Source organism: Lentzea pudingi, assembly GCF_014646255.1.
In the GTDB taxonomy this organism is placed as follows: Bacteria; Actinomycetota; Actinomycetes; order Mycobacteriales; family Pseudonocardiaceae; genus Lentzea; species Lentzea pudingi.
In genome coordinates, this window is record NZ_BMNC01000004.1 from 302,662 (window position 1) to 322,716 (window position 20,055).

Here is a 20,055-nt window from a genome sequence, read left to right on the forward strand (position 1 = left end):
GGGGTGAGGGCGGTTACTGGATAAGACGGAACACGGCGGTGGTGCGCGGGGGCACGGTGAAGGTGCCGGTGGACGGGGTGAACGTGGCGGTCTTGACCACCGGGTCACTGCCGGCGGCTTGGGTGGGGTCGAGGGTGTAGCCGGCGCCCTGTGCGGCGGCGAGGGTGTGGCTGGTGGGTTGGGTGCCGGCGTTGAAGATGACCACCAGGCCTTTGACGTTGGGGTCGACGTCGGCGCCGGTGGTGTCGTCGATGCGCATGACGATCACGCCGGGCTTCTGGTTGGGGCCGCTGTCGGGGAACGAGACCTTCTGTTGCACTTGGGCGGCGGTGGCCAGGCGGAACAGCGGGTTGGTCGCCCGGATCGTCAGGAAGTCCTTGGACTGCGCGGCGGCTTTGGCGATGTCGGCTGGTGACGGCTTGAGCGCCGGGTCTGCCAGCAGCGGTGTGGCGTAGGACCACTGACTTCTGGCGCGTTCGGAGGCGGGCAGGCCGCGGCCGAAGCCGTTGTCGGTTTTGGTCGGGTCGTAGACGTTGAACCAGTCGCCGGAGTTGTAGCTGTTGCTGTCGAAGGACTTGCTGCGCAGCATCTCGCTGCCCGCGTGCCAGAACGCCACGCCTTGGCTCAGGGCCGGGATGCTCAGTGCGAGCGACTGCGCGCGGATGCGGTCGGCCATGGTGGTGCCGGTGGGCAGTTTGTAGGTCAGGTTGTCGAACAGGACCAGGTCGTCGTGCGCGTCGACGTAGGCGACGCTCTCCTGCGGGTCACTGGTGTAGCCGGTGGGCGAGCCGCCGTAGGGCACTTGGGAACCCTTGACCGTCGCGCCGGTGCGGTCGACGAACGAGTAGTCCTTGAGGTTGCCGGTCAGGCCGACCTTGATCTGGTCCTGCTGCAGCAGGAGCTTGGTCTTCTGCGCGGTGCTGTCGCCGTTGACGCCGTCGCCGTTGGACGCGGTGAACAGGCCGCTGGCGAAGCCCTGCGCGCGAGGGTTGGCGTCCGCGGGACCGCCTCCGCGCACGGCGTCGCGGATGCGGTCGTTGAAGGTGCCGACCCCGGTGCCGGCCATGTTGACCTGGGTGGCCTGGGTGAACAGGGTGTTGCCCGCCACCTCGCCGAAGTCCCAGCCCTCGCCGTAGAGGTAGACCGCTTTGCCGTCGACGCCGTCCTTGGCGACGGTGAGCGTGTCCAGGGCGGCGCGCAGGTCGGTGAGCACGGATTTGGGGTGGTGGCCCATCAGGTCGAAGCGGAACCCGTCGATCTTGTACGCCTTGGCCCACGTGAGCACGGAGTCGACCAGCAACTTGCCCATCATGGCGTGCTCGGCGGCGGTGTTGGGACAGCAGGTGGAGTTCTCCACCTGTCCCTCGGCGTTGAGCCGGTGGTAGTAACCGGGCACGATGCGGTCGAGGTTGTTGGTGCCGCTCGGGCCCGCGTCGGGCGTGTGGTTGTAGACCACGTCCATCACCGCCCGCAGGCCGGCGCCGTTGAGCCCCGCGACCATCTGCCGGGTCTGCAGCGTGCGTGCGCCGCCCTGGGGGTCGGTGGCGAATGATCCTTCCGGAACGGTGTAGTGCTGGGTGTTGTAGCCCCAGTCGAAGCCGTCGCTGTTGGCCACGGCGTTGACGCAGGACTGCTGCTGGTCGCTGTCACGTGCCATGGATCGCAGGTCGCACTGCGGGTTCTGGTGCTGTGAGCGCTGCTCTTGGATGGTGAAGTCCGCGAAGGGCAGCAGATGCACGGTGGTGAGACCGGCGCGGGCGAGGTCGGCGAGGTGTTTCATGCCGTTGCTGCCCGCGTGGGTGAAGGCGCGGTAGGTGCCGCGGTCGGCGGCGGGGACGGTGGTGTCACCGATGGAGAAGTCACGGATGTGCAGCTCGTAGATCGCCTGGTCCTCGGGCTTGGCCAAAGCGGGCTTCGCCAGTGACGTCCAGCCGGCCGGGGCCAGGGCGGGGTCGGCCAGGTCGAGCAGGGCGCTGCGGGTGCCGTTGGTGGACAGGCCCACCGAGTAGGGGTCGGTGACCTGGTGCCGCTGGAAGGAGCCGTTGTCGGCCAGCACCTCGACGTCGAACAGGTAGAACTTGTTCTTCCACGTGGCGTTGCCGGTCGCGGTCCACACGCCGTCGCCGCCCGCGGCCAGGTCCACTGTGGACGACGGCGTGCCGGTGGTGGCGTCGTCGTAGAGGTTGACCTTGACCGAGCGGGCCGTCGGCGCCCACAGGTGCAGCGCCGGTACGCCTGCGGTCCACATCGGCCCGAGGGCACGCGTGCGGGCCGAAGCGTGGACATCGTCGAGAACGCCGTGGTTGCGCAGCCGGGTCGACGCGCGCAGCGACGCGCCGTCGAACGCGGCCACCGCCACGTCACCGGTCAGGATCTTCTCGATGTCGGCTTCGGCGATGCCGTCGGGCAGCGCGAGCGCGCCCAGGTCCGCCTGCCGCGGGAAGGCCCGCCTGAGGTCCGCGGGCAGGCCGCCGGGAACGGGCTCCAGCTTGATCGCCCGGCTGGGCGCGCCGATGCGCACGTCGCCGTCGGGTCGTGTGTACAGGTAGTACGTGCCGGTGCCGGTGGCGCGGTCCCAGGCGATGTGCTTGCGCGACAACCAATGGGCCTTGATGCCCGCCTCAGGCGGCGTGCCAGGTCCCGGCGCTCCGATGCCGCCATCGGAGCGCGCCGTCAGCAGATGACTCGTGGCGTTGTAGGCGAAATCGGTCTTCGCGCCGTTCCCGCTCACGGTGAAGGCGATGTTCGCACCGTTGGGCGTGCCGTCCTGGCCGTAGTTCTCATCCCACGACCCGCCGATGGTGGCCTTGACCTGCCAGGCGCCGGCCGGGATCGCGGTGGTGGAGAAGGTGTACGTGCCATCGCCATCGGTGTCGGACAACCGCGAGTTGCCACACGAGGGCGACCAGTCGCCGGCGCAGCCGAGTTCGGACTGGAAGTCGCCTGCGGCCACCACGGCAAGGGTGCCGCCACCTCCGCCGTGGGAGGTGACGGTCAGCACGTGAGTGGCCGAGTTGTAGCTGAACGAGGTGGTCGCGCCGGCGGAGGGCACGGTGAAGGGAATGTCGGCGCCGCCGCGGACGCCGTTCTGTCCGTAGTTCTCCGCCCACGACTGTCCGATGGCGGCTTTGACGTGGTGGGTGCCAGCAGGGATCGCGTTTGTGGACCAGGTGTAGGTGCCATCGCCGTCGATGTCCTGCAGCCACGACTTGAGGCAGTCAGGGGCCCAGTCATCGGCGCAGGCGAGCTCGGACTGGAAGGATCCCGCCGCGGTGACGATGCGGTGGTTGACGTCGTCGGTGATCCAGTGCGTGACGGGGTCGTAGGCGAACGTGACGCGCGCCCCGCCCGCTGGCACCTCAAGCGCGATGTTCGGCCCGTTGGCGACAGCGCCCGCGCCGTAGTTCTCGCTCCAGGAGCCGTTTAGCGCTGCTTTGTAGGAATGCCGGCCAGCGGGCAGGGACAGAGGCACGGACCACGTTCCGTCCGCGCGCCGGGTCAGCCGCGTCGCGGTGCACGCGACGTCCCAGTCGGTCGCGCAGCCGATCTCACCGGTGAAGTCCCCGACGACTCCCACCGAGGTGGGAGGTGCGGCCACGGCGGACGGCCCGACGACGCTGCCCGCCATCAGGCTGGCTATGGCGAACACGGCTAAGAGGGCACGACGGGGGACAGAGCCTCTGGGCCTCATGGGAGCACTCCTCGTTGAGTAGCCGCAAGCTGTCATGTTACTAACTCGATTAACCACGTGAAGGGTCACTGGTCAAGCTCCGAGACTCACAAGGGGCGCTCGACGGCGTCGGCAAGGCGGCGCAACGACGCCGAACAGCAGTTCGCACGAGTTCCGCCTGTCGGCATCATCGGCCGGTGGGTGCACGACCCGCCAACGTCGAGCTCCCTCGATGGCGGCGACGAAATGGACCAAGACCCGCGGAACTCTGGCTCAGCGGCTCGCAGGTGGACAACGACGGGAGAACGTGATCAATGGCCAGCAACTGGCTCGGCAAGTGCGTCAAGGTGCCGAACTGGAACTTCAGCGATGGTCAGCGACTGACGTGTGGGGAACTGCGGTGCGGTGCGGTGCCAGTCAGACGTGGGAGTTCGTCGGCAAAGCCCTGCGGCCGCACAACAACATGTGCAAGGACGTAACACGGGGTTCGATGGCGATGGCACTGTCGTGCAGATCGTGCGGTGCAACGGCAATCCGGCACAGCTGCTGGTGCCGAATTCGGTGGAGACGAGCGGCGGAGCGTCTCGTGCTGACGATCGACACCCGTCATCGCGGTCCCAGGTGTCACCGCAAGCGGCGGCCGGAATTGCGGGATGGCCGGTTTTGTCAGAATCAAGGTGAGTGCTTTGCCCGTGCCTGCGGCCATGCCACTCTGAAGTTGCGTCGACGCGATTCGTTTCTTCCCTGTCACAAGGAGCGAACGTGCACCGAACTACGCCACACAACAGAATCCTCGCCCTGACGACGATCGCATTCGCGGTGCTGGCCGTCAGCCCAGCGGCCCAGGCCACCGGCGCCAGGGAGCTGTCCTCCGGCGAGCAACGCACGCTGACCCAGCGCCCGCTGATCGAAGCCGCCGAGGTCTTGTACGCCACCACTCCCGGCCTGTCCGGCTATGCCGGGATCACCTTGACCGACACCGCGGTCAACCTGTGGTGGAAGGGAATCCCTCCCGCCGCGACCACCGCGGCACTACAGCGGGCCGTCCGGCACGCTCCGGTCCACATCCGACCGGCCGCGCACAGCGAGGCCGAGCTCGACCACGCCACCACGCGCCTGCGGTCCTGGCTGGACCAGCAGGGCGAGTCCACCGCCGCCATCAAGACTCCCGGCGACGGCAGCGGCCTGGTCGTGTCCGATGAACCGGGCGCCACCACTTTCCGCAGCTCTGCCGAAGTCACCGGCGTCGCAGGCGTTCCCGTCCGGGTTTTGTACGAAGAACAGCTGAAACCGGTGTCGCGACAGGACGACAGTCCGCCGTGGAGCGGCGGCGCCCGCACGTGGAACCAGACCGCGAGCACCATCTGCACGTCAGGGTTCGGTGTCCGCAACGGCGCGGGCCGGCAGTTCGTCCTGACCGCCGAGCACTGCGGCCAGGTCGGCCATCGGATCGCCGACGGACGAGGCGAGCTCATCGGCAACACCAGTCACGGCCACGACGACCACGACATCGGACTGGTGCCGGCGAGTCAGGTCAGCGATCGCATGTACGTCGGTGGACGGGACAGCAACACCACCGAACACGTCGTCGGCTGGGGTCATGTCTTCGTCGGTCAGTACCTGTGCCAGAGCGGGGTGACCAGTGCGGAGCAGATCGGCGGTCCGGTGTGCGACCTGAAGGTGCTGTTCTTCTGGCAGGACAGGGAAGACCTCGTCGAGGTGGAGCAGCAACAGGGCCAGCCCGGTGCCAGGGGCGGCGACAGCGGCGGCTCGGTGTACTCGCACGTGTCCGGCGGTGTGCGCGCCAACGGCACGGTAACCCGCGCTGCTGGACCACGCATGGCCTTCCAGGACTTCGCCACAGCCGCGTGTGACTTCGGAGTCGACATCCCGTGATCACGGCGAGGGCCGGGTCCTGACCTGCGGGAGCCGGCCCTCGTCACGTCAGGTCACATCCTGGCCGCAGGGCACAAGTGGACGCGGTGCTGTGCTTGCTCGAGGCGGACCGGGTGATGCTGCACCGTCGAATGGGACGTGGTGAGCACTCTCCTGCTGAGCCGGTCGCTTGGACCCGAGCCGAGCGACGTGCTGGATTGCGTACGCTCGCCGCTACGAGCATGAAGGGAACACCAGTGCTCCCATTTCTCGAGCCCGCCGCTCTTCGGTGCGGACGGCTTCAGCGTAGATCGCAGATTGCTCGAGCACGGTGCGCGGAATGAGTAGAAGGTTCTCAGGTTCGCACCCGATTGCAGCGAGCCGAGCCACTCGGCGTCGTAGTCGCGCCTGAGGAAGGGCAAGGTCAACGCGCCGGCTACATGACCAGATCATCGAGTCCTGCTACTGCATACGAATCAAGAACTCAGGACACTAGCTGCCCGCGCGCAGCAGCTGGGCGGTGCGCGGGTTGAGCTCCTCCGCGCCGTCGTCACCCACGAGCACGGTCCCGCCGACCGTGACGAGGTGGCGCTCGAAGCCGCAGCTCGGCTCGAAGGCGAACGTCATTCCCTTCGCCAGCACCAGGTTCGGGGGCATCGTGGGTGTTTCCGGGCAGTTCGGGTACTGCTCGATGCCCTCGACGCGCAGGGAGTTCGCGGGAATGCGAGCGAGCCCGACGCAGGGGTTGAGCGCGTGAACCTGCGGACCGCGTACCCACCCGCCCGCCGCTTCCACCGGCGCCAGCATCGCTTCAGCGATGTCGCCGAATGCTGCGCCTGGGCGAAGGGCGGCCAGTCCCGCCCGGTAGGCATCGCCGGCGATGAGCGCCGCGCGCTCGATGTCCTCGTGCACCTCACCGACGGCGATGGTCACCTGGTGCTGCGAGGCCCGCATGCCGAAGTTGCAGAAGACCTCGGCCATGAGGACATCGCCGTCCTGGATGATCCGCGCCTCCCCTGGGCGGTAGGACCACGCGGGCGGCCCCGACGCCGCGTACTCCGAGCCCGACCACAGATGCATGCCGGGAACGACGGTGCCGTAGCTCAGCGCCGCGGCGGTGCCCGCCGTGTAGACCGCAGCCTCCGACACACCGGGCCGGGTCGCCTCGACCATCGCCTCGACCATCGCGTCGCCGATGCGCGCGGTGTACCGGACCACCTCGACCTCCTCCTCGCTGAGCTGGAACAGCAGCAGCCCGAACTCCGACCCCACCGAGACGATCTCGACCTCGGGCAGCTCGACACCCAGTCCGTGCATCAGGCGGAACGGGATGACGCCCTCGGGGTGCCACGGGATGTGCGGGTCCAGCCCGACCACCCCGATCCGCGCTCGCGACAGCCCCAGGTCCCGGAACGCGGCGATCAGCGTGCCCGCGTCGCGACCGAGGCGGACACTGGGCGCAGAGACCCAGACGTCGTGTCCCCGTCGCTCCGCCTCCAGCCGGTCGAGCAGGTACAGCGGCATCGGCACGAGGACGACCGGCTCTTCTCCCTTGGGCATGAGCACGGTTGTCCCGGCCCGGTCGTTGGTGAACCAGGTGTCGAAGTAAAGGGGCATCGCACCAGCGTCCTCGTGTTCGCCGTAGACGAGGAGCGCGTCGAGACCCCGGCGCTCCATGAAGGCGTTCGCGAGGTCCCACCGGCGGTCGCGCTCCGCGAGCGAGAACCGGGGGATGGTGGTGCGAACATTGGTAGTCATCAACTTTTTCCTTTCACGAATAAAAGACGAGAAGGAATACCAGCGCCTTCCTCGACGGCTTCGTCGCCCCGGTAGCAGCCGGGGCCAAGGGACTGTCACTGCCCGATTGACGCGCCGGCTCCGGTGAGAGCGGCGGTTGCCAGCCACAGGCTTTGGGCAACGGTCGGGTTCAGGCCGGCCCGGCTGGGCTTCCGGACAAGGGGGTGTCCCGTGAAGCTGAACAAGCCGTCGGGGCCGACGTATGCGTTGCCGGGGATGTCCTGCGTGGCGGCATAGAGAAGTGGTAGCGCTCCGTGCTCGGCGTCTTGAACCAGGAATGGGAGCCGGTTGACAAATCGTAGGTTCGAGTGGTCGACCAGTCCGGTCCGGGCGACGCCGGGATGGGCGATGACCGAGCGGATGTGGCTGCCCGCCGCAGTCAGGCGGCGCTGCAGTTCCAGCGAGAACAGCACGACCGCGAGCTTGGACGACTGATAGGCCGCCATTGCGTCATATTTGCGCGTACGCCAGTCGAGGTCGTCGAGATCCAATTTGCCGAACCGGTGCATCTGGCTGGACACCGTCACCACGCGGTCGGTCAACCGGGACAGCAGCAGGTTGGTGAGCAGGAACGGCCCGAAGTAGTTCGTCGCGGTCTGCACGTCCAGGCCCTGCGCGGTCCGCGCCGCCGGGATGTCCATCACCCCGGCGTTGTTGATCAGGATGTCGATGTCACCGGTGTACGTCTGCGCGAACGCGCGTACCGAGTCCAGATCGGCGACATCGAGATGCTGGAATTCGAATTCACCTCGCATATTGGTGGTCGCCTGGCGTGCCTTGTCGATGTTGCGCACGACCAGCACCACGTGGGCGCCAACCCGGGCGAGTTCCCGGGCGGTCACCAGTCCGATTCCTCCACCCGCGCCGGTGATCAGCACCGTTTTGCCGGTCATGCTCGGCAGTTGGTCCGCGGTCCATTTCGCCATGAAACTCCTTCTGAGGTAAGGGGGCTCGATTCGGGAAACGTCATCAGTTCCTGCGCCCCTGTGATGCTGCCGCTCATTTCAGGTGCGGCGAAATCGCCTCGAACTTCGCGACAAGTACTGGCCGCGCGCCTCGTTACTGGCCGGCACAACAGATCAACGAATCGAAATCAGCATGCTTGCGGCTCGTTCCGGCAAGGCCTTGGCCACCCGGCATTGCGCCTAGAGGATGCCGTCGCGTGCGGCGGCGTAGATGGTCGGCACGCTCGGAGAGAAGCCGAGCTCACGGATGAGGGTGCCGTCCAGATGTCCGAACCACGGATTGGCCAGCGGCTCGGCGGACCCTTCGATCGGTTGCCCGGCGAGCCTGGCCATCTCGAAGATGGTGACCGGGGCGCCGTCGGTGACGTTGACGATCCGGCCGTCCATCACCCCGGTCAGCGCGAGGCGCACGGCGGCCGCGACGTCGCGGTGGTGCGCCACGGCAAAGGCCTGCGCCGGGTGCAGGCCCAACCGCGGGGCGAGCATCTGAATCGACGCGAGGTGACCGTCGCCCTCCCCGTACACGAACGGTAGCCGCAGGACCGCCCAGGTCAGGCCACTGTCGCGGAGCAGCTGCTCCGCCGCCAGCTTGCTCGCCGGATAGGCGGCGGCCGGCGAGCACGCGTCCGTTTCAAGCGCCGGGCGTGTGGCGTTCGCGTTGTAGACGTTCCCGGTGCTGCTCATGACGAGCCGGGTGTTCGGCGCGTGCTCCTTCACGGCGGCGATCAGGTTGCGGGTGCCGTCGAGGTTCGCGCGCCAGATGGCGGCATCGTCGCTCGTGCGGAACTGCGCCGCCAGGTGGACCACCGCGTCGACGCCTTCCACCGCCGTACGCAGCGTGTCCGGGTCGTCCAGGTCACCGCGGACGCCGGTGGTCCCCGGCGGCAGCGCGGCGTCGCCGCGGACGAGCGCGCGGCACTTGAAGCCGTCCTGTGCGAGGCGTGGCAGCAGCCGTGAACCCACGAGACCGGTGGCACCGGTGAGCAACAGAGTCGTCATAATCTTCCCCTTCGCTGATCGTCAGTACTACTGACGATCAGCGTAACAGTATCCTGTCGAGATGACGACCGAAGGGGACCTGGAGCCGCGGCTGAGCGCGCGGTTGACCTATCTGCTCAAGCGCGCCCTCGTAGCCCTGGAAGACCTGCACGCCGAACACCTGGCACCGATCGGAGTCAACGGACGCGAGCTGGCCGTCCTGCTCCTCCTGGACGGCCACAATCCCGAGTCGCAGCAGCAGGTGGCCGGACGTCTCAGGGTCGACCGGACCACGATGGTCGCGCTGCTCGACGGGCTGGAGGCCAAGGGGCTGGTGGCGCGGCACGCGGACGCCGGGGACCGGCGTCGCAACGTCGTCGAGCTGACCGGGGACGGGCGGACGGCGCTGGTCCGAGCGGTCCGCGCCAGCGACGAGGCCGAACGGCAGCTCCTCGCGGAGTTCGACGACGACGAATCCGCGCAGTTGCGCACGCTGCTGACGCGCCTGATCCAGGACCGCTCGAAGCCCTAGGCTGAGTTGATCTTTAACCCGTACGGCGTGGACGGGGTTGTTCGAGGTCCTTGGACTCGTCTTGGCTTCGCGCTGATGTGCACGTCGTGGTGTGCGGCGGTCTGGGTGTTGCGGCGTCCGCTGCCAACCGTTGAAGGTGGTCGTTCACCGCCGCTAGGTCGGCCACTGTCCAATGCTGGACGTATACCAGTGGAGGCAGTCGTTCACGTTCTTGCGCCGCTCCGGCCCTGTCCGATGCGCATAAAGGGTATCTCTCATTCCCCTTGATTTCGGCCCGGCTCTGACACGGCCCCTGATATCAGCGTGTAATCGACTACGTGCCGATTGGCCTGCAGATCGGCACGCAGCGTGTGTTCGATTAGGCCGATATGAGGTCTCATTCATGTGAGAACAGCGCGTGGGTGCGTACTCGCGGACGCAGTTCCGTAGATGGCGCGAATCCGTCGAAAGTTGGCAATTATCCGAGGCCGACCTTACTATGCCGACCCTAGGCTGAGGTTATGGAATCTGTTGGTGTTGATAGCGCTGACGAGTCAGGTTCGTCTTCTCAAAATGGGGTTGGCCGCCGCGGGTTGCTGTTCTCGGGTGCGCGGGTCGTGGCAGCGGCCGGCCTGCTCGGCGTCGCGGGCTCGGGCGTGGCACCGGTGGCCACCGCTGCGCAGCCGGTCCGGTACCCGACGACGGGGCTCCGTATCCCGGATACGGAGTTGGCCCGTCAGGCGATGGAGTTCGTACGTGAAGTGTCCACTCCGACGCTGTTCGGTCATGTGATGCGTTCTTATCAGTTCGGCGTGCTGATGCTCGAGCGGACGGGCCAGAGGTATGACCGTGAGCTTTTGTTCGTGGGCGCCGCTCTGCATGATCTTGGCCTCGTTGAACGCTTCGTCTCCACTGCTGAGCGCTTCGAACTGGACGGCGCTGACGTGGCACGGCGTTTCCTGCGGGAACGCGGCATGAGTACCGCCCGTGCGGAGGTCGTCTGGGACGCGATCGCGTTGCACACCAATTTCACGATCGCGGCGCGGAAACGGCCGGAGATCGCCGCGGTGGCGGCCGGCGCCGGTGTGGACGTCTCCGGTCAGGGGCTGGACCAGCTGGATCGTGACGACGTGGCCGAAGTGCTGGAGACTTATCCGCGCCTCGGGTTCAAGCGTGAAGCCGTCGCCAACATCATCGACCAGTGCAGACGCAAACCGATGGCGTACCTCCTGCACCCGTTCGCGGAGGTAGGGCGTAAGTACATTCCAGGGTTCCCTGTTCCCACCATCGAGCAAGCCGTGCTGGCGGCCCCATTCCCGGAGTGACCCGCGCGCCTGGGGCTCCACGAGCCCTTTGGTCACCAGCCCGTCGAGCAGTGCGACCATCGTGGTCCGGTGGCGCCTCGCGTCAAGCATGTTCGAGGAGTTGATCGGGCGGGTCTGCGGTCGCTGTTGATCGTCGCCGATGGGTGGATGTCTTCCACGGCTCGACGCGCCGCTTCTAGGAGCCCGAGTTCGAGGGCTCGGAGCTGATCTTCGTCGGCTGGCTAGGCTTGACACCCATGATCGTCTCGTGCTCACGACTGGTCTGCAGCATGGCGCCGGCAAGAGGCACCGCCGAACCCCGCCGTGCCCATGGACGCGGCAGCACCATGACGGGCCGATGTTGAATCTGCACGATCGTTCTCCGCACTGTTCGAGCACACGCGGTGACCACGACTTCAGCGACGTCCACACCGGTCGAGCGTGATCGGGACCGACCGTGGTCGTCGGCTCGCTGGACGGTCGCGTCCTCGCCGGCGCCACAGATCGTGCACAGCGCTACCCGCACGCACCTCAGTCGCTGTTGCTCTGGCAGAAGTGTTCATTGGTTCGCTGTGACCGAGTGCGCCCTCCGGGTGATCTGCAGGGAGCAAGGTCGGGATCGTCAAGACCTGCAAGACGAAGCCAACCGGCCTTGTCACGATGTCCTGGCTGGTACCGCGGTCGGTCGTGTAGGGCGGAGGAGCCGGACGGCGAGCGCGAGGAGGAGCGCGGCGACCGCGACGACGAGCAGGGCGGTGGGCAGTCCGGTGGCGTCCGCCAGGACGAGGATCGCAAGTGGGCAGGCGAACTGGCCGATGAAGATCGCGGAGGTCCAGATTCCGGTGCCGCGGCCGCGTTGTGCGAAGGTCAGGTTGCCCAGCGCCCAGGTGAGCAGTGCGGGCAGCATGAGGCCGTTGCCCAGGCCGGCGACGACGGCGCCGAGCACCGCGACCGGTACTGACTGGGCCAGCGCGAGGCCGAGGATGCCGATCCCGCAGAGCGCGAACGCCGCCGGGACCGTGACGGCTGGACCGAACCGGGCGACGCGGGGGAACAGATAGGCCGCGACGGCGGTGGCCAGTGAGCCGACGGCGCTGGCCATGCCGATGGTGGCGGTGGACGTGACGCCGATGCCGTCGAGCACATAGGACAGTTCGACGATGAGGACGTAGAAGACGAGACCGCCGAAGAGGCTGACGCAGACCGGGGCCAGGAGGTCGCGCCAGGGCAGGGACGGGAGCTTCTCGCGGGTGCGGTGCTGCGGTGGCTGCCAAATGACGCGAGCCGCCACGAACGCGAGCGGCAGACTGATCGCGTAGAGCCAGAACGGAGTACGCCAGCCCCACGAGCCGAGCAATCCGCCGACGGCGAAGAAGATCGTTGCGGCCACGGTGGTGTAAACGGTCTGGAGGCCGAAGTACCGCTCCCGCTCGGGGCCGTGGAAGTAGTCGGCGAGCAGCGTCGTGCAGCAGGTCATGATCGCGGCTTCGGTGAGGCCGACCAGGACCCGGCTGGCGACGATCAGATGCAGGGACGGCAGCCACAGCGGCGCGGTGCCGACGACGGCGTACACGACGAGAGCGCCCACCAGCAGCCGTTTGCGGCCCAGCCGGTCGACGACGCGCCCGGCGAACGTCGCGGTGAGGCCGATGACCAGTGCCGGCACGGTCAGGACCATGGGCGTGAGGGTGGTGACGCCCGGTATGCCGGCGAAGGCGTCCTGGATGCGGGGTAGCACCGGGGCGAGCAGCACCGCGCCGAGCACGGCCAGGCAGCTGGACAGCAGTAGGACGACGGCTTGGGCGGTGCCCGCCGGGCGCCCGGTGGCCGGGTCGGCGGTGGCTTGGTCCGCGGTGGTGCTGAGCGGGGGAGCGGAGTGCGTCACTGGCTTCTCCGATGAAGTCAGGGCCGGCTCTCGACGACCGGCGTCACTGACGTCGAAGTGTCAGCGCGGGTACCGCACGAGCGGAAATCAAATCTGCCGAAGCGCGGTATCAGCGGCATCGATGCGGACGGCGCGGATGACGAGGTCTCGCAGGTAGCGGTGCTCGGGATCGTCGTCGTACATCGGGTGCCACCACATCGCCTCCACCAACGGGCCTGCCTCGAACGGGCACGGCAGTGCCCGTACCCCCAGGTCGTCCGGAATCCGGTCGGCCAGGCGTCGTTGCAGCAGAGCGACGCGATTCGAGCCGGCGACGAGTGCCGGCACGGTCAGGAACGTCTCGGTGACGACCTGGATGTGCGGTTCGATGCCGAGCATGCGCATCTGCCGCGCGGCCGGCGTGGACGCGGTGGGGCCGTGGTAGGTGACGACCCACGGCATGGTCTCCAGTTGCCCGACGGTGAGCGAATCACCGACCTCGGTGTTGCCGGCGGAGACCAGGCACACCCACTCGTCGCGGTAGAGATCGTGGTGCGAGAGGTCCTCGACGAACCCGTGCGGGATGACGAGCAGGTCGATGTTGATCAGCACCTGTGCGGCCGCGTCGACCATCTTCGGCGTGTTGGCGGGGAACCGCAGCCTCGTCCTGGGGGCCTCTTCCGCGAGCAGTGCCACGATGCCGGGGCCGAGGACCGCGATGCCGTAGTCGGCCATCAGCAGCGAGAACTCCCGGGTGGACAGTGCGGGGTCGAAGTCGGGCTCGGCCGCGAACACCCGTTCCGCGCCGGCGAGTGCGACCCGCACGCGGTCCTTGAGCTGCAGCGCGAGCGGCGTGAGCCGGTACTGGTTACCTGCTCGGGTCAGCAACTCGTCGTGGAAGTGCCGGCGCAACCTGCCCAGCTGGGCCGACACCGCGGGCTGACCGAGCCCCATCTGCTCGGCGGCGCGGGTCACGCTGCGCTCCCGCAGCAGGGCGTCCAGTGCCACGAGCAGGTTCAGGTCCAGTCGCGCGAGGTTCATGCCGCCGACGGTATCAATCTCGTCGATACCGTTCATCAACGATTTCGGCTTCCCTGATACCTCGCTGTCGCTGAAGGTGAGGTGGTGGACAGAAACGATCCCGAGGGCGCGATCGCGGCTGCGGCCGAGCGGTGCTCCAACTGGGGCCGCTGGGGCGCCGACGATGTCCTTGGCACGCTGAACTTCCTGGACGAGGCAAAGCGCAGGGAAGGCGCCGCACTCGTCCGCCGGGGCGCCAGTTTCTCGCTGGCGCAACGGTTCGACGCGAACGGCCCGCAGAAGGGCTGGCGCCGGCGTACCAATCCCGTGCACACCATGCTCGACACCGGGACGGACGCAGAGCGCGGCACGCAGGGTTTTCCGCACGGCATCGGCGGGGCCGACGACGTGATCTTCATGCCCTTGCAGGCCTCGACGCAGTGGGACGGTCTCGGCCACATCTTCGACCACGGTCTCGCCTACAACGGCCGCCGTGCCGGGGACGTCGTGACCAGCGAGGGCGACCGGATCACCGGCATCGAGACCACGGCAGGACTGATCGCGGGTCGCGGCGTGCTGCTCGACGTCGGCCGGGTGTTCGGTGTTGGCCAGAAGGGTGGAGCAGAGGGTGAGCTGCCCGACGGCTTCGCCATCACCACCGGCCACCTGGAGGCGACGATCGCCGCGCACGGTGACACTGCACGGGTCGGCCGCGGTGACCTGCTCCTCGTGCGCACCGGCCGGTTGACCAGGGCGCGGCGGGAGGGCTGGGGCGACTACGCCGGTGGGGACTCGGCCGGCCTGTCGTTCTCCACTGTGGACTGGTTGCACGGCACGGAGATCGCCGGGGTCGCGACCGACACCTGGGGCGTCGAGGTGCGACCCAACGAGTTCGACAACGCGTTCCAGCCGCTGCACCAGGTGGCCATCCCGCACATCGGCCTGTTCCTCGGTGAGATGTGGGACCTCGACGCACTCGCCGACGACTGCGCCGCTGACGGGGTCCACGAGTTCTGGCTGACCGCAACGCCGCTGCCGGTGACCGGCGCGGTCGGCGCCCCGGTCGCCCCCATCGCCGTCAAGTAGCCGGACAAAGGAGTCCTCATGCCTTCGGTCGACAACGTGCTGGTGGTCGGAGCCGGTCTCGCCGGCACCGCGACGGCGATCCTGCTCGCGCGGGAGGGCGTCGCGGTCGACCTCATCGAGGTCAAGCCGGACGTCGCCGCGATCGGTTCCGGAATCACCTTGCAGGGCAACGCTTTGCGCGAGCTGCGCCACCTCGGCGTGTGGGAACGCGCGAGAGCGGCCGGTTTCTGCTTCGACTTCCTCGGCATGCGCGCCCCCGACGCCGCCGGCACCCTGCTGGTCGAGGTGCGGGACGTGCGCAGCGGCGGACCGGATCTGCCTGCCACGATGGGCATGCCTCGGCCGACACTGGCGCGGATCCTGCTGGACCAGGCAGCCGTTGCCGGGGTGAAGTCCCGCTTCGGGGTCACCGCGACGCGGCTGGAACAGGACACCACCGGCGTGGACGTGACGCTCACCGACGGCTCGAGCCGGCGCTACGACCTCGTGGTCGGCGCGGACGGCGTCCGCTCCGCAATCCGCCGCATGGTCGGCATCGAGATCGGGCCCCGGCCCACAGGCATGGGGATCTGGCGGGCGTTCGGGCCGCGTCCGGCGTCCGTGACCCACAGCGATCTGTTCTTCGGTGGCCCCTGTCACATCGCCGGATACACGCCCACGGGAGAGGACTCGCTCTACGCCTTCATCGTCGAGGACGTCCAGGACCACAGCGAACTCGATCCTGAGCGGCGGCTCGCGGAGATGCGCCGGCTCGCCGCCGACTACCACGGGCCGTGGGACGAGATCCGGTCCACGCTCGACGATCCGAGCCGGGTGAACTACACGCGGTTCGAGACGCACGTGCTGCCGGCGCCGTGGAACCGCGGCCGGGTCGTGCTGATCGGCGATGCCGCGCACTCGTGCCCGCCCACCCTCGCACAGGGCGGCGCACAGGCACTGGAGGACGCGACGGTGCTGGCCGAACTGCTGCTCACCAACGACGTTCTTGACGACAGCCTGTGGGACGCCTTCAGCGCCCGCCGCCACGACCGCGTCAAGACGGTGGTGGAGGCGTCGAACCAACTCGGTCAGTGGCTGCTGGACCACGAGCAGGGCGACGTGGCCGGTCTCGTCCGCCGCATCGGTGACCTGGTGTCCCACCCCGCCTGAAGGGAAAACCCGTGACTGAACCTGTCATCACCCACCTGCGGCACGTCGACCTGGCCGTGCCCGACCTCGCGCGGCAACAGGAGTTCTTCACCGGTGTGTGGGGCCTTACCAACGAACACAGCGACACCGGCATCTCGTTCCTGGCCGCCGAGGGCTCGCCGGAGCAGTACGTGGTCCGGTTGCGCGAGGCCGCCGACAAGCGGATCGACCTGATCGCGTTCGGCGCCGCGACACCCGCTGACGTGGACACGTTGGCACACCGGCTGCTCGTGGCCGGTGTGAGGCTCGTGCACGAGCCGACCGCGCTGCAGACACCCGGCGGCGGGTACGGGTTCAGGTTCTTCGACAACGAGGGCCGCACCGTCGAGATCAGCGCGAACGTGGCGGTCCGGCGGCACCGCAAGATCGAGGTGGGCGAGTCCGTCCCGGTGCGGCTCTCGCACGTGGTCGTCAACTCGGCCGATCCCGAAGGTACGCGTGCCTTCTACGAGCGCCATCTCGGGTTCCGGCTGTCCGACACGCTGATGCATCCGCGCATGGGCGAGATGATGTACTTCCTGCGGATCAACGCCTGGCACCACAGCCTGGCGATCGCCCGCGGCCCGCACCCGTCGCTGCACCACGCCTCGTTCGAGCTGCGCGGGCTCGACGAGTACCTGCGGGGCACCGGGCGGCTGCTGCGGGCCGGGGTGGAGAAGATCTGGGGCCCAGGGCGGCACCTGGCCGGCAACAACACGTTCAGCTACTTCCTCGACCCGCACGGCAACACCGTCGAGTACACCACCGAGCTGGAGCTCGTCGACGAGGACGCCTGGCACCCGCACCTCTACGACTTCAGCCAGCCAGAGGTGTCCGACCAGTGGGGCACGGCGAACGCGATGAACGAGTTCGTGGCGCAGAAGTCGTTCAACGACCTGGACAAGGGCCTGTTCGTGGCCCCGCCGGTCTGATGCGCTTCGCCACCTACGAGCACCGGGGAACGGTGCGCGCGGGCGTGGTCTCCGACGGCGGCATCCACCCCTTCCCGCGCGGGGTGACGGTGCTCGACCTCGTGCGGTCGGGCTCGCGGGCCGCGCAGGACGCGGGCAGGACAGTCCTCGGCGAGACCCCCGTGCCGCTCGACCAGGTCCGGCTGCTGCCGCCGCTGGACCCGCCGACCGTACGAGATTTCGTCGCGTTCGAAGAGCACGTCGAGGGTGTCGTCGCGAGCGTGTCCGGTGGCAGTGGCGTGCCACCGGAGTGGTACGAGGCGCCCACATTCTACTTCACCAACCCCTACGCGCTGCTCGGTGCGCATGACGACGTACCGGTGCCGCCCGGCTCGCGGCTGTTCGACTTCGAGCTGGAGGTCGCCGCCGTGGTGGGCCGGGACGGGATGTCGCTGAGCCCCGAGCAGGTCGAGATCTTCGGCTACACGATTCTCAACGACTGGTCGGCCCGTGATCTCCAGCGACGGGAGATGAAGGTCCAGCTTGGCCCGGCCAAGGGCAAGGACTCGGCCACCACGCTCGGACCCTGGCTCGTCACCGCCGACGAGCTGGAGTCCTGTCGGGACAGTGATGGGCTTCTGGGGCTGAACATGCGGGTGTCTGTGAACGGCACCGAGATCGGTCACGACCGGCTGTCCAACATGGGCTGGCCGTTCGAGGAGCTCGTGGCATACGCCTCCCGCGGTACGTGGGTGCGCGCGGGTGACGTGCTCGGTTCCGGCACCTGTGGCAACGGCGGCTGCCTGGCCGAGCTGTGGGGCCGCAGGGGCGAGCAGAACCCGCCTCCGCTGCGCGTGGGAGACGTCGTCGAGATGACGGTCGAGGGCATCGGCGCCATCCGCAACACGGTCGTGCCGGGCCTGGACCTGCCACCGGTTCGCCCGGCTCGCACCAGGACGCGGTCGCGGTGACCGGAGCGGGGATGGCCGGCAAGGTCGTGCTCGTCACCGGCGCGGGCAGGGGACAGGGCGCTGCCGAAGCACGCCTGTTGGCAGTTCTGGGTGCCACCGTCATCGGTGTCGACCTGACGGACGTGCCTGCGGAGGAACTGCCCGGCGTCGACTACCGGCGGCTCGACGTCACCGACTCCGCGGGCTGGGTCGGCCTCGTCGCCGGCCTGGACAGGATCGACGGCCTGGTCGCGAACGCCGCCATCACTTGGCGTGCTCGCCTGGACGAACTGGACCCCGCCGACCTGGCACGCGTACACGACGTCAACGTCGGCGGCGTCCTGCGGGCGATGCAGGCCGTACTGCCGCTCATGCCCGCCGGCGGGTCGATCGTGGTCGTCGGCTCGGTCGCCGCGCTGACGGGCCACTTTCCCATCGCCTACACCGCCGGCAAATGGGCCCTGCGCGGCCTGATGCGCGCCGCGTGCCTCGAACTGGGGCCCCGCGGGATCCGGATCAACGCCGTGCATCCCGGCTACATCGACACCCCGATGACCGCGTCAGCGTCACCCGCGTTCCGCGACGCGAACATCGTCGAGACCCCACTCGGCCGGACCGGCACCGTGGACGAGATCGCCCCGCTCGTCGCGTTCCTGATCAGCGACGAAGCCTCGTTCATCTCCGGCGCCGAGATTCCCGTAGACGGTGGCATGACCGCCCATGGTGGCGTGAAGTCGATCAGCGAAGCAGCACGAACCTGAGAGGAACCGCTGTGTACGAGTACTTTCCCGGCAACTACGTCTGGAACCTGGGCGTGGTCGCCACCCTCAACAGCGGCGGCCTCATCGACGAGGTCGACCGTGCCTGCCGCTCCATCCGCGAGGCCGCCACCCGCGGCGAGGACGCCGGCACCCCGGACTTCCTGCGGGCCTGGACGGCACTCACCGACCAGCTCGTCACGCAGGCCGAGGAAGCCGAGAAGGCGGGCCACACCCGAACCGCCGGGCAGCTGTACGCCAGGGCCACCAACTACCTGTGCCAGGCCGAGCGGCTGCAGAGCCCGTCGGCGCCGGGAAGGCTCGACACCTACCGCCGCGTCCTCGAACTGCAGCAGAAAGCGTTCGACCTCAAGAATCCCAGCATCACTCGCGTGGCGATCCCCTACGAGGGCACGACGATGCCCGCGTACTTCAGCTCAGCCGGCGACCGCGCCCCGGTGATGATCTTGTGGAACGGGCTGGATTCCACCAAGGAACACATGTACTCATCGGACCACTGGCGGGAACTGGCCGCGCGCGGAATCTCGTGCCTGATGGTCGACTGCCCCGGCTCCGGTGAAGCGCTGCGCGTGCAGGGCCTGACCGCCCGCATCGACACCGAGGCATGGGCCACCGCCTGCGTGGACTACCTCCAAACCCGCGCCGACGTCGACCACGACCGGATCGGGCTTGCCGGCTGGTCCCTGGGTGGCTACTACGCCCCCCGTGCCGCCGCGTTCGAGAAGCGCCTTGCTCTCGTGGTCGCCTGGGGTGCCAACCACGACTGGGGCGCCGTGCAACGCCGCCGTCTCGAGCGAGAAGGCGAGCGCCCGGTCCCGCACTACTGGGACCACGTGCGGTGGGTCTGGGGGCACGACGACCTCGACACGTTCCCCGACTTCGCCGACCACGTGAACCTCGACGGCGTGGTCGAGCACATCACGGTGCCGTTCCTCATCTGCCACGGCGAAAACGACCGGCAGATCCCCGTTGCCTACGCCCACCGCTCCTACGAGCAGGCCGTCCACAGCCCCAACCGACGGCTGCGGCTGTTCACCGCTGAGGAGGGCGCGACCGAACACATCGGACTCGACCACCTGTCCCACGTCAGCACCTACATCGCTGACTGGGTCGCCGACACCCTTGTTCAGCCATGAGAACTGACGTGGTGGCTGCCCTGAAGGGCCCACCGTGCTCGA

General features: G+C 68.3%; 15 protein-coding genes. 9 read left to right on the forward strand and 6 right to left on the reverse strand.

Annotated features, from left to right (window positions below; genetic code table 11):
* Positions 1-13: 13 nt before the first annotated feature.
* On the reverse strand, positions 14-3,649 hold the full coding sequence (gene pulA, locus IEY88_RS16845) for a pullulanase-type alpha-1,6-glucosidase (RefSeq protein ID WP_189155700.1): 3,636 nt from the start codon (positions 3,647-3,649) through the stop codon (positions 14-16).
* Between the two features lie 783 nt (positions 3,650-4,432).
* Between pulA and IEY88_RS16850 the strand changes: the two genes are divergently transcribed.
* On the forward strand, positions 4,433-5,566 hold the full coding sequence (locus IEY88_RS16850) for a chymotrypsin family serine protease (RefSeq protein ID WP_189155701.1): 1,134 nt from the start codon (positions 4,433-4,435) through the stop codon (positions 5,564-5,566).
* A gap of 471 nt (positions 5,567-6,037) precedes the next feature.
* On the opposite strand, the gene IEY88_RS16855 is transcribed toward IEY88_RS16850, so the two are convergent.
* From IEY88_RS16855 to IEY88_RS16865, 3 genes are all read right to left on the reverse strand, one after another.
* A complete protein-coding gene (locus tag IEY88_RS16855) occupies positions 6,038-7,303 on the reverse strand; it encodes an aminopeptidase P family protein (RefSeq protein ID WP_189155702.1) in 1,266 nt (421 codons plus the stop codon).
* 95 nt (positions 7,304-7,398) lie between these two features.
* Positions 7,399-8,268: an SDR family NAD(P)-dependent oxidoreductase gene (locus tag IEY88_RS16860; protein WP_189155703.1), complete on the reverse strand. Its 870-nt coding sequence runs from the start codon at positions 8,266-8,268 to the stop codon at positions 7,399-7,401.
* Between the two features lie 219 nt (positions 8,269-8,487).
* Positions 8,488-9,306: an NAD-dependent epimerase/dehydratase family protein gene (locus IEY88_RS16865; protein WP_189155704.1), complete on the reverse strand. Its 819-nt coding sequence runs from the start codon at positions 9,304-9,306 to the stop codon at positions 8,488-8,490.
* 61 nt (positions 9,307-9,367) lie between these two features.
* Between IEY88_RS16865 and IEY88_RS16870 the strand changes: the two genes are divergently transcribed.
* Together IEY88_RS16870 and IEY88_RS16875 are read left to right on the forward strand one after the other, a co-directional pair.
* Positions 9,368-9,817, forward strand: coding sequence for a MarR family winged helix-turn-helix transcriptional regulator (locus tag IEY88_RS16870; RefSeq protein ID WP_189155705.1), 450 nt, complete (start codon positions 9,368-9,370; stop codon positions 9,815-9,817).
* A 500-nt stretch (positions 9,818-10,317) separates the two neighbouring features.
* A complete protein-coding gene (locus IEY88_RS16875; protein ID WP_189155706.1) occupies positions 10,318-11,121 on the forward strand; it encodes an HD domain-containing protein in 804 nt (267 codons plus the stop codon).
* 634 nt (positions 11,122-11,755) lie between these two features.
* On the opposite strand, the gene IEY88_RS16880 is transcribed toward IEY88_RS16875, so the two are convergent.
* Together IEY88_RS16880 and IEY88_RS16885 are read right to left on the reverse strand one after the other, a co-directional pair.
* Complete coding sequence (locus tag IEY88_RS16880; protein WP_229693457.1) at positions 11,756-12,985, reverse strand: MFS transporter; 1,230 nt, start codon at positions 12,983-12,985, stop codon at positions 11,756-11,758.
* Positions 12,986-13,072: 87 nt separating this feature from the next.
* Positions 13,073-14,005 (reverse strand): LysR family transcriptional regulator, encoded by a 933-nt coding sequence (locus IEY88_RS16885; RefSeq protein ID WP_189155707.1) that lies wholly within the window; start codon positions 14,003-14,005, stop codon positions 13,073-13,075.
* An 84-nt stretch (positions 14,006-14,089) separates the two neighbouring features.
* Here IEY88_RS16885 and IEY88_RS16890 point away from each other — a divergent pair, with 84 nt between their 5' ends.
* From IEY88_RS16890 to IEY88_RS16915, 6 genes are read left to right on the forward strand one after another with little or no spacing between them, the layout of a single operon-like run.
* Positions 14,090-15,070, forward strand: a complete 981-nt coding sequence (locus IEY88_RS16890) for a cyclase family protein (protein ID WP_189155708.1) — start codon at positions 14,090-14,092, stop codon at positions 15,068-15,070.
* An 18-nt stretch (positions 15,071-15,088) separates the two neighbouring features.
* On the forward strand, positions 15,089-16,219 hold the full coding sequence (locus tag IEY88_RS16895) for an FAD-dependent oxidoreductase (RefSeq protein WP_189155709.1): 1,131 nt from the start codon (positions 15,089-15,091) through the stop codon (positions 16,217-16,219).
* Between the two features lie 11 nt (positions 16,220-16,230).
* Complete coding sequence (locus tag IEY88_RS16900; protein WP_189155710.1) at positions 16,231-17,169, forward strand: VOC family protein; 939 nt, start codon at positions 16,231-16,233, stop codon at positions 17,167-17,169.
* A complete protein-coding gene (locus tag IEY88_RS16905; protein WP_189155711.1) occupies positions 17,169-18,119 on the forward strand; it encodes a fumarylacetoacetate hydrolase family protein in 951 nt (316 codons plus the stop codon). The genes IEY88_RS16900 and IEY88_RS16905 overlap by 1 nt, the downstream gene beginning before the upstream one ends.
* Positions 18,116-18,859 (forward strand): SDR family NAD(P)-dependent oxidoreductase, encoded by a 744-nt coding sequence (locus IEY88_RS16910; RefSeq protein ID WP_229693458.1) that lies wholly within the window; start codon positions 18,116-18,118, stop codon positions 18,857-18,859. Before IEY88_RS16905 ends, IEY88_RS16910 begins: the two co-directional genes overlap by 4 nt.
* Positions 18,860-18,870: 11 nt before the next feature.
* Complete coding sequence (locus IEY88_RS16915; RefSeq protein WP_189155712.1) at positions 18,871-20,013, forward strand: alpha/beta fold hydrolase; 1,143 nt, start codon at positions 18,871-18,873, stop codon at positions 20,011-20,013.
* Positions 20,014-20,055: the final 42 nt, after the last annotated feature.

What these genes read in the sequence shown, in the direction of transcription:
- IEY88_RS16855 (WP_189155702.1), bottom strand. Translation starts at nt 7,303, where the DNA reads ATGACTACCAATGTTCGCACCACCATCCCCCGGTTCTCGCTCGCGGAG.
- IEY88_RS16860 (WP_189155703.1), bottom strand. Translation starts at nt 8,268, where the DNA reads ATGGCGAAATGGACCGCGGACCAACTGCCGAGCATGACCGGCAAAACG.
- IEY88_RS16865 (WP_189155704.1), bottom strand. Translation starts at nt 9,306, where the DNA reads ATGACGACTCTGTTGCTCACCGGTGCCACCGGTCTCGTGGGTTCACGG.
- IEY88_RS16870 (WP_189155705.1), top strand. Translation starts at nt 9,368, where the DNA reads ATGACGACCGAAGGGGACCTGGAGCCGCGGCTGAGCGCGCGGTTGACC.
- IEY88_RS16875 (WP_189155706.1), top strand. Translation starts at nt 10,318, where the DNA reads ATGGAATCTGTTGGTGTTGATAGCGCTGACGAGTCAGGTTCGTCTTCT.
- IEY88_RS16885 (WP_189155707.1), bottom strand. Translation starts at nt 14,005, where the DNA reads ATGAACCTCGCGCGACTGGACCTGAACCTGCTCGTGGCACTGGACGCC.
- IEY88_RS16895 (WP_189155709.1), top strand. Translation starts at nt 15,089, where the DNA reads ATGCCTTCGGTCGACAACGTGCTGGTGGTCGGAGCCGGTCTCGCCGGC.
- IEY88_RS16905 (WP_189155711.1), top strand. Translation starts at nt 17,169, where the DNA reads ATGCGCTTCGCCACCTACGAGCACCGGGGAACGGTGCGCGCGGGCGTG.